Annotated in this window: 14 protein-coding genes and 2 pseudogenes; 3 read left to right on the top strand and 13 right to left on the bottom strand. The window is 69.6% G+C overall.

Features of this window, described 5'->3' with window-relative positions:
* Positions 1-3: 3 nt before the first annotated feature.
* The 10 genes and pseudogenes from ACSHT8_RS32035 to ACSHT8_RS31990 form a co-directional block, all read right to left on the bottom strand.
* Complete coding sequence (locus ACSHT8_RS32035) at positions 4-450, bottom strand: RDD family protein (RefSeq protein WP_436495365.1); 447 nt, start codon at positions 448-450, stop codon at positions 4-6.
* Positions 451-1,359: a GTPase Era gene (gene era / locus ACSHT8_RS32030; RefSeq protein ID WP_436495363.1), complete on the bottom strand. Its 909-nt coding sequence runs from the start codon at positions 1,357-1,359 to the stop codon at positions 451-453.
* Between the two features lie 4 nt (positions 1,360-1,363).
* Complete coding sequence (locus ACSHT8_RS32025; RefSeq protein ID WP_436495361.1) at positions 1,364-1,699, bottom strand: (2Fe-2S) ferredoxin domain-containing protein; 336 nt, start codon at positions 1,697-1,699, stop codon at positions 1,364-1,366.
* Positions 1,696-2,031: a cytidine deaminase gene (locus ACSHT8_RS32020; protein WP_436495359.1), complete on the bottom strand. Its 336-nt coding sequence runs from the start codon at positions 2,029-2,031 to the stop codon at positions 1,696-1,698. Before ACSHT8_RS32020 ends, ACSHT8_RS32025 begins: the two co-directional genes overlap by 4 nt.
* Positions 2,024-3,328 carry a hemolysin family protein gene (locus ACSHT8_RS32015; protein ID WP_436495358.1) on the bottom strand — a complete coding sequence of 435 codons (1,305 nt, stop codon included), beginning with the start codon at positions 3,326-3,328 and terminating at the stop codon, positions 2,024-2,026. The genes ACSHT8_RS32020 and ACSHT8_RS32015 overlap by 8 nt, the downstream gene beginning before the upstream one ends.
* A 4-nt stretch (positions 3,329-3,332) precedes the next feature.
* Positions 3,333-3,878 carry an rRNA maturation RNase YbeY gene (gene ybeY, locus ACSHT8_RS32010; protein WP_436495356.1) on the bottom strand — a complete coding sequence of 182 codons (546 nt, stop codon included), beginning with the start codon at positions 3,876-3,878 and terminating at the stop codon, positions 3,333-3,335.
* An 18-nt stretch (positions 3,879-3,896) separates the two neighbouring features.
* Positions 3,897-4,247 (bottom strand): annotated as a pseudogene (locus ACSHT8_RS32005) (PhoH family protein); the annotation flags it as partial.
* Between the two features lie 1,074 nt (positions 4,248-5,321).
* Positions 5,322-6,032, bottom strand: a pseudogene (locus ACSHT8_RS32000) (PhoH family protein); the annotation flags it as partial.
* Positions 6,033-6,121: 89 nt separating this feature from the next.
* Positions 6,122-6,469: a histidine triad nucleotide-binding protein gene (locus ACSHT8_RS31995; RefSeq protein WP_436495354.1), complete on the bottom strand. Its 348-nt coding sequence runs from the start codon at positions 6,467-6,469 to the stop codon at positions 6,122-6,124.
* 17 nt (positions 6,470-6,486) lie between these two features.
* Complete coding sequence (locus ACSHT8_RS31990) at positions 6,487-7,830, bottom strand: FAD-dependent oxidoreductase (RefSeq protein ID WP_436495352.1); 1,344 nt, start codon at positions 7,828-7,830, stop codon at positions 6,487-6,489.
* A gap of 157 nt (positions 7,831-7,987) precedes the next feature.
* Here ACSHT8_RS31990 and ACSHT8_RS31985 point away from each other — a divergent pair, with 157 nt between their 5' ends.
* Together ACSHT8_RS31985 and ACSHT8_RS31980 are read left to right on the top strand one after the other, a co-directional pair.
* The gene (locus tag ACSHT8_RS31985; protein WP_436495350.1) at positions 7,988-9,154 is read left to right on the top strand and encodes an alpha/beta fold hydrolase; all 1,167 of its coding nucleotides are present in this window, start codon (positions 7,988-7,990) and stop codon (positions 9,152-9,154) included.
* A gap of 20 nt (positions 9,155-9,174) precedes the next feature.
* A complete protein-coding gene (locus ACSHT8_RS31980) occupies positions 9,175-9,615 on the top strand; it encodes an HIT family protein (protein WP_436495348.1) in 441 nt (146 codons plus the stop codon).
* 706 nt (positions 9,616-10,321) lie between these two features.
* Here ACSHT8_RS31980 and ACSHT8_RS31975 read toward each other — a convergent pair.
* From ACSHT8_RS31975 to hrcA, 3 genes are read right to left on the bottom strand one after another with little or no spacing between them, the layout of a single operon-like run.
* Complete coding sequence (locus ACSHT8_RS31975; RefSeq protein WP_436495346.1) at positions 10,322-11,053, bottom strand: 16S rRNA (uracil(1498)-N(3))-methyltransferase; 732 nt, start codon at positions 11,051-11,053, stop codon at positions 10,322-10,324.
* Complete coding sequence (gene dnaJ, locus ACSHT8_RS31970) at positions 11,050-12,204, bottom strand: molecular chaperone DnaJ (RefSeq protein ID WP_436495345.1); 1,155 nt, start codon at positions 12,202-12,204, stop codon at positions 11,050-11,052. Before dnaJ ends, ACSHT8_RS31975 begins: the two co-directional genes overlap by 4 nt.
* A gap of 49 nt (positions 12,205-12,253) precedes the next feature.
* Entirely contained in the window at positions 12,254-13,276 is a 1,023-nt protein-coding gene (gene hrcA / locus ACSHT8_RS31965) for a heat-inducible transcriptional repressor HrcA (protein ID WP_436495343.1), read from the bottom strand.
* A gap of 142 nt (positions 13,277-13,418) precedes the next feature.
* On the opposite strand from hrcA, the gene ACSHT8_RS31960 reads away from it, so the two are divergent.
* A complete protein-coding gene (locus ACSHT8_RS31960) occupies positions 13,419-14,288 on the top strand; it encodes a bile acid:sodium symporter family protein (protein WP_436495341.1) in 870 nt (289 codons plus the stop codon).
* Positions 14,289-14,346: the final 58 nt, after the last annotated feature.

The raw sequence follows: 14,346 nt of genomic DNA, 5'->3' as shown, positions 1-14,346 counted from the left end.
GGGTCAGCCCTCAGAGGGCCGCAACACGACAATCGTGCCCGCGGCCAGGTCGTGCCAGCCCCGGCGCAGCCGCTCGTCGATCAGCAGGACACTCAGGGTGGTCATCGGGACCGCCCAGAACACCAGGGTGCGCAGGAACGCCTCGCCCGGGCTGGGCGCGGCCCCGGTGGACAGGTCGGCTATCTCGATCCGCAGCAGCGACTTGCCCGGGGTCGTCCCCCGCACCGCCACCAGCGCGAACTCGTAGGCGAACACCACGAGCAGCGCGAACAGCAGCCGCGAGACCAGGGACCCGTCCGGCCAGATCAGCACCGCGGCGAGCCAACCGGGCACACCGGCGACAACTGTGTCGATCACCCGGGCGGCGAACCGGCCGCCGGGGGTGGCGACGGCGACCTCGCCCAACTCGCCGACCTCGGTGCGTTCGAGGTCGGCGCGGTGTGCTGACATTCAGAACCCCAGACGGCGTAGTTGCTTCGGGTCGCGCTGCCAGTCCTTGGCGACCTTGACGTGCAGGTCCAGATATACACGGGTGCCCAGCAGCGCCTCGATGTGCTTGCGGGCCGTGGTGCCGACCAGCTTCAGCCGCTCGCCGCGGTGGCCGAGGATGATCCCCTTCTGGCTGGACCGCTCGACGTACAGCAGCGCGTGGATCTCCAGCATGTCGTCGCGGCCCTCGCGCGGGACCATCTCCTCGATGGTGACCGCGATCGAGTGCGGCAGCTCGTCGCGCACACCTTCCAGCGCGGCCTCGCGGATCAGCTCGGCGACCAGGGTGGCCTCCGGCTCATCGGTCAGCTCGCCCCCCGGGTAGAGCTGGGGCCCCTCGGGCAGCCGGTTGACGAGCAGGTCGGCCAGGGTGGCCACCTGGAAGCCGTCGACCGCCGAGACCGGGATCAGCTCGGCGAACTCCATGACGTCCTGCAGCGCGAGCAGCTGCTCGACGACCTGTTCCGGCGCGACGAGGTCGGTCTTGGTGATCACGCCGATCACCGGCGTGCGCTTGGCCACCTTGGCCAGTTCGGCGGCGATGAACTTGTCGCCCGGCCCGACCTTCTGGTCGGCCGGGACGCAGAAGCCGACGACGTCCACTTCGGACCACGTCTCGCGGACGATGTCGTTGAGGCGCTGGCCCAGCAGCGTGCGCGGCCGGTGCAGGCCGGGCGTGTCGACGATGACGAGCTGGGCGTCCGGCCGGTGGACGATGCCGCGGATGGCGTGCCGCGTCGTCTGCGGCTTGCTGGACGTGATCGCGACCTTGCTGCCGACGAGCGCGTTGGTGAGCGTGGATTTGCCCGCGTTGGGTCTGCCGACGAAACAGGCGAAACCGGACCTATGGCCTTCGGTGCTGCTGGTCACCGAGTCATTGTGCCTTCCGCAGTCCCGGCGGCGTGATTCGGTGCAGTTCCAGGGTGTCGGAAAGCGGCGCGACGCCGGGCCCGCCCGCCTTCAGCCAGTCCTCGACGTCGGTGATCGCGGCGTCGGAGAGCACGAAGCCCAGCCACACCGGTTTGACGCCTTTCGCCTGCACCACGATGACATTGGACGTCTCGCACGTGTCGAGGCACTCCACGACCGTGACAGTGGCCCCGACCTCGGCGGCGACGGCACGCAGCCGCGACAGGTGCTTGCCGTGGTTGACCGTCGGGTGCTTCTTGACCGTCCCGCAGCAGCAGTCCCGACAGACCGTGATCTTCACTTGAGGACGTCGGCGACGGCGCCGGAAGCATCGGCGCGGAACACCGGCGCGGCTGCCGTCAGGTCGCGCACGGCGGCCAGCGAGTCGCCGTCGATTTCACCCGAGTCGGTGACGACCGCGGCGGCTTCGAGCCCCTCGGCGCCGCTGGACACCGCGGCGGCGACGGCGGCCTGGAGCGCGGTCAGCTTGAGCGAGGGCAGCGTGACCGTGGCGGCGGCGTAGGTGCGGCCGTCGGTGTCGCGCACGGCGGCACCCTCGGCGGCACCCGTGCGCGCCCGGCTCGACCGGGCCAGGGTCACGATCTTGGCGTCCTCGGGGTCCAGCTCAGCCACGCTCGGGGCTCCTCTCGCGTTCCTCGTCGGCGTCGGAACGGCGGACGACCACGGAGGTGATGCGCATCCGCCCGCGGTTGTCCTTGCCGCCCTCGGCTCGGAACCGTAGCCCGGTGATCTCCGCTTCCGCACCGGGCAGTGGCACACGTCCCAGTCGCTGGGCGAGCAGGCCGCCGACGGTCTCGACGTCCTGGCCGTCGAGGACCAGCCCGAAGAGCGTGCCGAGATCCTCCACGGGGAGCCGCGAGCTGACGCGGACGGCGCCGTCGTCGAGGTGTTCGACCGGGGGCCGCTCGTCGGTGTCGGACTCGTCGGTGATCTCGCCGACGATCTCCTCCAGGATGTCCTCGATCGTGAGCAGGCCCGCGGTGCCGCCGTACTCGTCGACGAGGATCGCCAGGTGGTTCTTGGACACCTGCATCTCGCGCAGCAGGTCGTCGACGCGCTTGGTGTCGGGCACGAACGTGGGCACGCCCATCAGCTCGGTCACGGCCTGCGTCTCGGCCTGCGACTCGACCCACGCGCGGACCAGGTCTTTCAGGTTGACCACCCCGACCACGTCGTCGACGCTCTCGCCGATCACCGGCAGCCGCGTGTACCCGGTGCGCAGCGACAGCATCAGCGCCTGCCGGACCGTCTTCGTCTGCTCGATCCACACCATCTCGGTGCGCGGCACCATGACCTCGCGCGCGATCGTCCCGCGCAGCTCGAACACCGAGTGGATCATCTCGCGCTCGTCGGCGTCGACGACCCCGCGTTCCTCGGCGAGGTCGACCAGCTCGCGCAGCTCGACCTCCGACGAGAACGGGCCTTCGCGGAAGCCCTTGCCGGGGGTGATCGCGTTGCCGACGAGGATCAGGACCCTCGACAGCGGACCGAGGACCGTGCCCAGCGCGCGGACCGGGCCTGCGGCGACCAGGCCGACGCCGTAGGGGTGCTGACGGCCGATGGTGCGCGGGCCGACGCCGACGAGGACGTAGGACACCACGATCATGCCCAGCGCCGCGACGAGCCCGGCGACCCAGCCGGGGGTGATCGACCGCAGGCAGACCACCGCGACGAGGACCGTCGCGGCCAGTTCACAGCTCAGCCGCAGCAGAAGCAGCAGGTTGATGTGCCGGGGACGGTCGTTGACGATCGCGAGCAGTTGACGCGCGCCCGTCCGCCCCGCGCGCAGTAGCCCCTCCACGCGGGCCTTGGACACCGCGGACAGCGCGGCGTCCGCGGCGGCGAAGCAGCCCGCCGCGAGGATCAGGAGAACGGCGATGACAAGGAGACCGGCGGAGTCCGCGGACACGGGCTCAGTTTTCCTTGTCGGTCTCGCTCAGACCGACCGTGCCGAGCAGCTTGTCGTCCTCGATCCGCTGCGCCGCGCGGCGCTTGGCCTCCGACGTCGCGGTGCGGAAGTCGGCGAGGATGCGCTTCTGCAGCGTGAACATCTCGCGTTCCTCCGCGGGCTCGGCGTGGTCATAGCCGAGCAGGTGGAGGCAGCCGTGCACGGTCAGCAGGTGCAGCTCGTCGATGAGGCTGTGGCCCGCTTTTCGCGCCTGGTCTTTGGCGAAGGCCGGGCACAGGACGATGTCGCCCAGCAGCGCCGGACCCGCTTCGGGCGCGTCCGGGCGGCGGGCCGACTCCAGTTCGTCCATGGGGAAGGCCATGACGTCGGTGGGACCGGGCAGGTCCATCCAGCGTTCGTGCAGGTCGGACATCACGTCCAGCTCGACGAGCAGCACCGACAGCTCGGCGAGCTTGCTGACGTTCATCCGATCCAGGGCGAAGCGGGCCGCCGCGACGATGGACGCCTCGTCGACCGCCACCCCGGACTCGTTGGCGATCTCGATACTCACGGCGTCATTGTCTCCGGTTCAGCGGCCGGGCCTGCGGCCACCCGCGCGAACCGGGCCGCGGTGGGCGTCCTCGGCCGCGTCCTGGGTGTCCTGCCAGCGTTCGTAGGCGTCGACGATGTCGCCGACGAGCTTGTGCCGCACCACGTCCTGGCTGGTCAGCAGCGCGAAGTGGATGTCGTCGACGCCGGTGAGGATGTCCTTGACGACCCGGAGGCCGCTGCGCTGTCCGCCGGGGAGGTCGACCTGGGTGATGTCACCGGTGACGACGACCTTCGAGCCGAAGCCCAGACGGGTGAGGAACATCTTCATCTGCTCGGGCGTGGTGTTCTGCGCCTCGTCCAAGATGATGAAGGCGTCATTGAGCGTGTTGTGGGTGAGCAGGTAGTCCTCGGTCACGTAGAGCGAGTCCGCCGCCGCCACCTGGATGCACACCGCTTCCGCACGACCGGCGGGCTCGATGGCGTCGATGAAACGCATCGGACGCCCACCACCCGAGGCGCGGTACTTGTCGCGCTTCCGGGAGAGCCGGAAAGGCTCGATTCCCTCCGGGAGTCGAATGTCGATGATGTGCGCGTCATGACGGTAGGGAATGTCCCGCCCCTTGGCATGTCCCGGCTTACGACCTTCGACGCCACGAGTCCGTGTGTACGCCACGCCACCGAGCGATCGAACCAGCTCGATCACACCGTCACGCAGCACCGACGACGTCGTGCCGTACTGGATGCGGCAGGTACGGCCCAGTTGGGTCACCGGACCACCGTCGGTGTCGAGCAGCCCCTGGAGCACCGCGAGACGAATATCCGCGGTGTTCTGCAGGTAGACGGACGGGATGAACTTCGTGTTAGACCGGGTTCCAATCAGGTCAAGGGCCCGCAGGGCGGCCGTGACCGGGTTCGCCAGCGTGATGACGTCTCCGGGCTCCCGAACACGGTTGAGCGTGTAGTCCACCCCGCCACGGGCGCGCACCGACACACCTGGCAGTGCTGCCTCCAACGCGAAGGCGAGCTCCGGGTCCTGTGTCGCGAACGCAGGCGTGGTGGAGCCGGTGATGCAACCGTCGCCGAGTAGAAGACCAAGGGCGTAGGGATCCATCGGGACGTCTTGCGCGGGGTGGCATACCGGAGCGCTGAGGAGCGGAAGCTCGTAGCGCCTGGCGTGCGCGGCTCGCAGCCGTCCGATCATCTCCTTGGTCTCGAGGACGCGCCAAGGCTTGCCCCTGCGCCGGTCAGACGCGGTCCTGACGGTCCACAGGTGCTCGCCGCAGCACAGCGTCGACGAACCGTCCTGGGCCGAGACGCGGTAGATGTCCTTCTCGCCTTGGGGGTAGACCCCGAGAACCGGAGTCGGCTCGCCGTTGGACCCGATGACGAGATCGCCGACCTGGAGCGAACCGATGGGGCGGAAGCCGTCCGGCGTGAGCACCTTCGTGAAGATCGGCTGCGCGCGACCACGCATGTATGCGAGGGGCGCGACCTCGATCGTGCCCGCCTGCATCAGGCGCGGGATCGACTCCGGCTCGATCATGTCGTGCAGCGCGTCGTAGAGCGGGCGGAGGTACGGGTCGATCTTGTCGAACAGGGTGCCGGGCAGGAAGCCCAGCCGCTCCCCCGCCTCGACCGCGGGCCGGGTGAGGATGATGCGGCTGACCTGCTTGGCCTGCAGCGCCTGCACGGCCTTGGCCATCGCCAGGTACGTCTTGCCGGTACCGGCCGGGCCGATGCCGAAGACGATCGTGTTGGCGTCGATCGAGTCGACGTAGCGCTTCTGGTTGAGCGTCTTCGGGCGGATCGTGCGGCCGCGGCGGGACAGGATGTCGAGGCTGAGCACCTCGGCGGGCGACTCGGCCTGGTCGCCGGCGAGCATCGCGACGGTGCGGCGGACCATGTCCGGGCCGATCTGCTGGCCGCGGGTCGCCAGGGTCGCCAGTTCGGTGAACACGCGCTCGGCGAACGCCACGTCGGCGGGGGCGCCGGAGAGGGTGACCTCGTTGCCGCGGACGTGCACATCGGCGTCGAGGAGTTCCTCGGCGATGCGCAGGTTCTCGTCGCGGGAGCCGAGGAGAGCGAGGACCGCACCTTCTGGGATCGAGAACCGGGACTGGGCGTCGTGCTGTGGGGGTGGCGCGTCGGAAGGTCGGGGGTCGGTGCCGGTCACGTGCTCTCGGTCCTGCCTTCGCGCTCGATGTCAGGTGCTGGATTCGATGCTAGACCCAGCCACCGACAGCGCGCACCGGAGAAACCGGGTCAGCGGCCGAAGCCCGCGAGCTGTTCGCCGCCCAGAACGTGCAGGTGGGCGTGGAAAACCGTCCGGCACGCGTCGTCGCCGGTGTTGAACACGAATCGGTAGCCGGACTCGTCGATTCCCTCGATCCGGGCCACTTCGGCGCCCGCGGTGATCACCTCGGCGAGCAGCTTCGGGTCGCTCGACGCGAGCTCGTTCGCGTCCTCGTGGTGCACGCGCGGCACGACCAGCACGTGCACCCTGGCCTGGGGACTGATGTCCCGGAACGCGTACACCGACTCGTCCTGGTAGACGACGGTCGAGGGGATGTCACCAGCGATGATCTTGCAGAAGAGGCAGTCCGCGGCCATGGCGGACACAGTAGCGATCACACACGCGCGGGGACAGCGGACACCCTCGGCACCGGGGCGGCGCGGCGGGTGAACACCCTGGCCATGATCGCCGGGGTCATCAGCTTCGGCGGCGCCTCGATGAACGCGCTGACCCGCATGAACCGCGCGGCCACGACGGGGTCGTGTTCGGCGGCGGCGAGCAGCCGGTGCACGTAGGCGTTGACCAGCCGCGTCGACAGCGGACGCGGCCCGGGCACCCACGGCAGCGCCAGGTCCGCCCCGACGGCCATCCGCCAAGCCACCCCGATCGGCTTCGCCGCGGCGCGGAAGAACCGGCGCGCGAGGTTCCGGTCGCCGTGCCGCAGGCACTCGCGCAGCGCCTCGGCCTCCAGCGCGGCCACGGACATGCCCTGGCCGTAGATCGGGTTGAAGCTGCACAGCGCGTCGCCGAAGACCAGCAGTCCGGCGGGGAACCGCCGCACTTTCTCGTACCGCCTGCGGCGGTTGGCGGGGAAACGGTGCTGCACGACGTCGCCGAGCGGCTCGGCGTCGCGCAGGGCCGCCACCATGTGTGGCGGCGCGATGTCGGCGATCAGGTCGAGCATCCGGTCGTAATCGGGGCTGCCGTGCAGGCCGAACTCCTGGACGGTCACGATCCAGGTGTCGCCCTCGTAGGCGAACAGCGCCATGCCGTACGCGCGCTCGGGCGTGGGTCCGATGACAGTCAGCTGCTCGGGCACCGCGCCGGGGCGGAGCCGGACCGGCCTGCTCAGGTACCGGATGTCGACCTCGACCTCGTCGTCCTTGGGCCGGTCGTAGCCGAGCGCTTCGAGCCAGGCCGGGGTCCGCGCGCCGCGCCCCATCGCGTCGACCACGAGGTCAGCGGTCACCGACGACTCGGAATCGCCGCCCACGCGCTGGAACCGGACGCCCGTGACCCGCTCGCGGTTCCGGGTCGTGGTCAGGCCCACGACCTCGTGGCCGTCGAGCACGACGACGTTGTCGATCTCGCGCACGCGTGCCCGCAGGCCCGCCTCCAGGAACGGCCTGCTCGGCTGGAACGACGGCGGCAGCTCCAGGTCGGGGCACAGCCGGTGCTCGGCGGGCGAGAAGTGCATCCGCCGGTAGTCGGCGATGACCGGGGCGCCCTTGGCGGCCAGGTCGTCCAGCAGTCCGGGGAACAGGTCGCCGACGATCTCGGCGCCACGCGGCAGCAGGGCGTGCGGGTGCCTGCCCTGCGGGAGGCCGCGGCGGTTCTCGGCCGAGTCCGGCAGGGGGTCGCGCTCGATGACGGTCACCCTGCGGTACGAGTCGGCGAGGACCCGCGCCGCCAGCAATCCACCCATGCTCCCGCCCAGAACCACCGCGTGTTCGCGCATCGCTTTCTCCCGCCCTTGGTCTGCTTGTCGCGGCCCAGAATGCGGAAAGTCCCTGCTCAGGGGCTTGGAGATGACGTGGAGAACGTCTGGAGAACGCGTGGAGCCCCCGAAACGGGTATTCCGCCCAGGACGACTTAGAGGGTGCGAGGTGGCGACTGTGTACCGGTTCGGGGACTGCGAGGTGGATCCGCGGCGGTTCGAGCTGCGCCGCGGCGGCCAGGCGGTGCACGTCGAGCCACAGGTGTTCACCCTGCTGCGATTCCTGATCGAACACCGCGACCGGGTGGTGGCCAAGACCGAGCTGCTGGACGCGGTGTGGGGCGACCGGTATGTCAGCGAGTCGGCCCTGACCAGCCGCGTGAAGGCGCTGCGCAAGGCCGTCGGGGACGACGGGGAGCGCCAGTGCGTCGTCGCGACCGTGCACGGCGTCGGCTACCGGTTCGTCGCCGACGTCGCCGACGAGACCCCGGAGCCGGTTTCCGCGCGCGCCCAACAGCGCATCCGCTACTGCGTCTCCTACGACGGCGTGCGCGTCGCCTACGCCGCGTCCGGCCAGGGACCACCGCTGGTGAAGGCGGCGAACTGGCTGACCCATCTCGACCTGGAGTGGTCAAGCCCCATCTGGGCGCACTGGCTGGACGGCCTCGCGCGGGAACACACACTCATCCGCTACGACGAACGCGGCTGCGGCCTCTCCGACTGGGACGTCGAGGACTTCAGCTTCGACGCGTGGGTCAACGACCTGGAACTGGTGGTCGCAGCGGCGGGCTTGGAGCGCTTCCCCCTACTGGGCGTCTCCCAGGGCGGAGCGGTAGCGATCGCCTACGCCGTACGACACCCCGAGCGCGTGAGCGCGCTGGTACTGGCGGGCGCGTACAGCAGGGGCCGCATGGCGAGGGCGTCAACACCGGAGGAAAAAGACGAGGCCGAACTGGATCTACGCCTAGGCCAACTCGGCTGGCGCCACGACGACCCGACCTTCCGCCAGGTATTCGCAAGCCAGTTCCTACCCGACGGCACCAGAGAACTGTGGGACGCCTTCAACGACCTACAACGGGCGACAACATCAACGGACAACGTCGTCCGCTTCCTAGACGTATTCGCCCACATCGACGTCTCGGACATAGCCCCACTTGTCCGCTGCCCCACCCTGATCCTGCACTCCCGCGGCGACCTCCGCGTCCCAAGATCACAAGCCCAAGAGCTGGCTGGCTTAATCCCCAACAGCGAACTGCGCTTCCTGGACAGCCGCAACCACATCCTCATGGCCACCGACCCCGCCTGGCCCACCTTCCTGACAGAGGTCTCCCGCTTCCTCACCTGAGGAACTCATAGTCTGAGGGCATGAGCGAGGGCTGCCTGATCTGCGCCAAACACCGCGGCCAAGGCCCGCTGGTCGGCCCCCATGTCTGGTCCGACGAACACGTGATCGTTTCGCACCGACCAGTGGAAGACGACGGAACAACCGTCCTGGGCTACCTGTTCGTGGAAACCCGCCGCCACGCCCCGACGCTGGACGCTCTGACCGAACCCGAGGCTGTGGCCGTAGCCAAAGCAGCATGGAGAGCAACGCGCGCACTCCGCGCCGAACTCTCCCCCGAGTTCGTCTTCTCCGCGATAGCCGGCCGCACCGTCGCCCACTTCCACCAACACCTATTCGTCCGCTACCACGACACCCCAGACCAGTACCCCTGGATGGAAAGCCTCACCTGGCCAGGCGCAAAGCGCGGCGACGACACCGAGATCACCGCCCTTGCCGCACGCTTGGCACTCCACCTGGACTGAGCTATGCGCAGGCGCCCACGCACCAACTCCGCACCCGGGCCGCTGGATCGCAACCGATCGCACCGCGAGCGACAGCTCATTGGTTACACACCCACCGACGCCCAACCGCTACGAACCCGGGGCACGCCCGAGTCGAGAGAGACCGCACCGTGGGCGACAACACCATTGGCTACATACCTCAATGGCGCGAAGCGCCGAGCCACGCTGGGTCAGCCTGCCGATCGCACCGCGAGCGACAAGCCCATTGGTTACACACCCACCGACGCCCAACCGCTACGAACCCGGGGCACGCCCGAGTCGAGAGAGACCGCACCGTGGGCGACAACACCATTGGCTACATACCTCAATGGCGCGAAGCGCCGAGCCACGCTGGGTCAGCCTGCCGATCGCACCGCGAGCGACAAGCCCATTGGTTACACACCCACCGACGCCCAACCGCTACGAACCCGGGGCACGCCCGAGTCGAGAGAGACCGCACCGTGGGGGTCTGGGGGCTCGGTCCCCAGAGGGAAACGCAGACGACAAGGCGAGCCAAAGGCGAGCAGGGTGAGCCAGAGGATGCCGCGCGGGCGGTGGAGCCTGGGGGTCGCCCCACCGCCCCGCGCGGCGGCCGCTGGACCGAGGGGGGAGGTGTCCAGCGGTAGCTCTCGCGGGCGATCGAATGCACGATCGCGTTGCGAGACAAAGGGTAGACCCTCGCTTAGGGTCAGCGCCACCTTGCGGTGCGTACTCCTATTGCCCCCAGAGCGACCGCGGCGGCCGTCGAGGTGCGCAGGACGGCCGGGCCGAGCCGCACGGCGCGGGATCTTGCCTGTTCAAAGGCGTTGATCTCGTCTTCGGTGATGCCGCCCTCGGGGCCGACGATCAGCAGGACGTCGCCCGATTCCGGTAATTCGACTTCGGCCATCCGGGTGGATCGGCCTGCTTCCAACACCAGAGTCAGCGCTACTTCCCTTGCCCTGTCAACAAGTGCACGGGTCGACATGGGTTCGGTGACGGTGGGGATCCAGGCGCGGCGGGCCTGTTTCGCCGCTTCCCGGACCGTGGACCGCCATTTCGCCAGTGCCTTGTCGCCGCGGGGGCCGTCTTCCCATTTGGTGATCGAGCGGGCGGCGCGCCACGGGATGATCTCGTCGGCGCCTGCCTCGGTGGCGAGTTCGACGGCGAGTTCGCCGCGGTCGCCCTTGGCGAGGGCTTGGGCGATGATCACCCGCGGGCTCGGCGGGGGTTCGACCCAGCGGCGGGTGATCGTCACGTCGAGCGAGTCGCGCCCGGCGGTCTGGACGACGCAGTGCGCCACCGCTCCCTTGCCGTCGGACACCAGCAGTTCCTCGCCGACCCGCAGCCTTCGGACCGCGGCGGCGTGCCTGCCTTCCGGGCCGTCCAGGGTGAACGGGCCGGAAGGCAGGTCGTCGATCAGGAACAGCGCAAGGGTCATCGGGCGTGGCGCTGGCGCAGCCGGGAGAACAGCCCGCCGGTGCGCGCGCTCGCCGCGGCCAGGGTGTGCTCCTCCTCGCCGCGCAGTTCGGCGAGTTCGCGGAGCAGCTCGGTCTGGCGGGCGTCGAGCTTGGTCGGGACCTCGACCTCGATGTGCACGTGCAGGTCGCCGCGGCCGTCGACGCGGCCGGTTGAGCGCAGGCGGGGCAGGCCGCGGCCGGTCATGACGAGCTCGGTGTCGGGCTGGGTGCCCGCCTCCAGCTCGACGTCGAGCGGGCCGTCGAGGGTCTCCAGCGGGACGACGGCGCCGAGCGCGGCCGTGGTCATCGGCACCCGGAGGGTGCAGTGCAGGTCGGCGCCCGCGCGCTCGAAGGTGGCGTGCGGGAGTTCCTCGACCTCGACGTACAGGTCGCCTGCGGGGCCGCCGCCGGGGCCGACCTCGCCCTGGCCGGACAGCCGCACCCGCATGCCGTCGGCGACGCCGGGCGGGATCTTCGCGGTGATGGTCCGACGAGCGCGAACGCGGCCCTCGCCTGCGCACTGCTGACACGGGTCGGGGATGACCTCGCCGAGGCCGCGGCACACCGGGCACGCCCGGGCCGTGACGACCTGGCCGAGGAACGACCGCTGCACCGACTGGACCTCGCCGCGGCCGTGGCAGGTGTCGCAGGTGATCGGCGAGGTGCCCTCCGCGCAGCCCGAGCCGCGGCACATGTCGCACAGGATGGCCGTCTCGACGGCGATCTCGCGGCTGACGCCGGTGGCGCACTCCTCCAGCGTCATCTGGATGCGCAGCAGCGCGTCGGAGCCCGGCTGGACCCGGCTGCGGGGACCGCGGCCGCCCGCGCCACCCGCGCCGCCGAAGAAGGCGTCCATGATGTCGCCGAGGCCGAAGCCGCCGAACGGGTCCTGGCCGCCGCCACCGCCGCCGCCGTTGGACAGCGGGTCGCCGCCCATGTCGACGATCTTGCGCTTCTGCGGGTCCGACAGGACCTCGTATGCGGCGGTGACCTCGCGGAAGCGCGTCTGCGCCGCCTCGTCCGGATTGATGTCCGGGTGCAGCTCGCGCGCGAGCTTGCGGTAGGCGCGCTTGATCTCGTCGGAGCTCGCGTCCCTCCGCACTCCGAGCGCGCCGTAGTAGTCCCTCGCCACCGTGTCAGTCCTCCTGCCCCGGGCACCCCGGGGCACCTCGAAATTGCCGTTACTTGCCGAGAATGTCGCCGACGTAGTTGGCCACCGCGCGGACCGCGGCGATGTTCGTCGGGTAGTCCATGCGGGTCGGCCCGACCACGCCCATGCCGCCAAGCAGGGTCGCACGAGTGCCGTAGCCGATGGAAACCACCGAGGTGCTGCGCATCTCCTCGGCCTCGTTCTCCTCGCCGATGCGCACCACGATCGTGCCGGGATCGGTGGTCGCGGCGAGCAGCTTCAGCACCACGACCTGCTCTTCCAGGGCTTCCAGGACCTGGCGCAGCGAGTGCGGGAAGTCGGCGGCGTTGCGGGTCAGATTCGCGGTGCCGCCCAGCACCAGCCGCTCCTCCGGGTGCTCGACCAGTGACTCGACGAGCACGGTCGACAGCCTGGTCATCACGTCGCGCAGGTCGGCAGGCGCGGACTCGGGCAGCTCGGCGACCTTGGCCGCGGCGTCGGTGAGCCGCTTGCCCGCCAGCGTCGAGTTGAGGATCGTGCGGAGCCGGGCGATCGACTCGTCGGCGATCACGTCGCCGAGGTCGACCATGCGCTGGTCGACGCGGCCGGTGTCGGTGATGAGGACCATCATGATCCGGGCGGGGGTGATGCTGACCAGTTCGACGTGGCGCACGGTGGACGTGGTGAGCGTCGGGTACTGGATCACCGCGACCTGCCTGGTCAGCTGGGCCAGGAGGCGCACGCTGCGACGCATCACGTCGTCGAGGTCGATGGCGCCCTCGAGGAACGACTGGATCGCCCGGCGCTCGGCGGTGCTGAGCGGCTTGACGTCGCTGAGCCGGTCGACGAACAGGCGGTAGCCCTTGTCGGTGGGGATGCGGCCGGCGCTGGTGTGCGGCTGGGTGATGTAGCCGTCTTCCTCCAGCGAGGCCATGTCGTTGCGCACCGTCGCGCTCGACACGCCCAGGTTGTGCCGCTCGACGATCGCCTTCGACGCGACCGGCTCCTGGTTGTGCACGTAGTCGGCGACGATGGCACGCAGGACCTCGAGCCTGCGCTCCTCCGAACTGACCACGTGACACCTCCCTTTCCGACAAGTTTACGGAGCGGTGGTCGCCGCGGGGTGAATCGGTGCGGGGATCACGTTTCGGACATGGCTATTGCGGGTTTGTCCGATATATCTGAACCATTCTCGCACTCGACGTGAGGGAGTGACCATGGCCTCATCCACCCTGACCACCATCTTCCTGCCCATCGCCCTGGCGATCATCATGTTCGGCCTCGGCCTGACCCTGACGGTCGCCGACTTCACCCGGGTGGCCCGCTTCCCCCGCGCCGCGCTGCTGGCGCTGGGAGTGCAGGTGCTGGTGTTGCCCCTGGTGTGCCTGGGGCTGGTGGTGCTGTTCGACCTCTCCCCCGTGCTGGCCGTCGGCATGATGCTGCTGGCGGCGTCCCCCGGCGGGACGACGGCGAACATCTTCAGCCACCTCGCAGGCGGCGACGTCGCGTTGAACATCACGCTGACGGCGATCAACTCGGTGCTGGCGGTCTTCACGCTGCCGATCGTGGTGAACCTGGCGGTGTCGGGCTTCATGGGCACGGACGACTCACTCGGCCTGCAGCCCGCGAAGATGCTCCAGGTCTTCGCGATCGTCCTCATCCCGGTGGCGATCGGGATGGCGGTGAACCGCCGCTTCCCGGAGTTCTCGGAGCGCATGCGCAAGCCGGTGAAGATCGCTTCGATCATCGTGCTGGTGGCCGTGATCGCTGGCGCGCTGGTGGCAGAGCGGGCGAACCTGGCAGGCTACCTGCGTGACGTCGGGATCGTGGCGGTGCTGCTGTGCGTGCTGAGCCTGGCACTCGGGTACTACATCCCACGCCTCGCGAAGGTGAGCGAGAAGCAGGCGATCGCTTCGGCTTTCGAGGTGGGCATCCACAACAGCACCCTGGCGATCACGATCGCACTGACCGTCATGAACAACTCGGCGCTGGCGGTGCCGGGAGCGGTTTACGGGGTGCTGATGTTCTTCCCGGCCGGCCTGCTGGCTTGGTGGATCACACGACGGCGGACGCACGCGGAGGTGTGAGACGCACGCACTACCGCAGCGGCCGCAATAACTACACATTCCACCACTGCGGCAGTCA

The sequence above is a fragment of the Actinokineospora sp. HUAS TT18 genome (assembly GCF_051364635.1).
In the GTDB taxonomy this organism is placed as follows: domain Bacteria; phylum Actinomycetota; class Actinomycetes; order Mycobacteriales; family Pseudonocardiaceae; genus Actinokineospora.
This window is presented reverse-complemented; position numbering and strand designations above follow the sequence as displayed.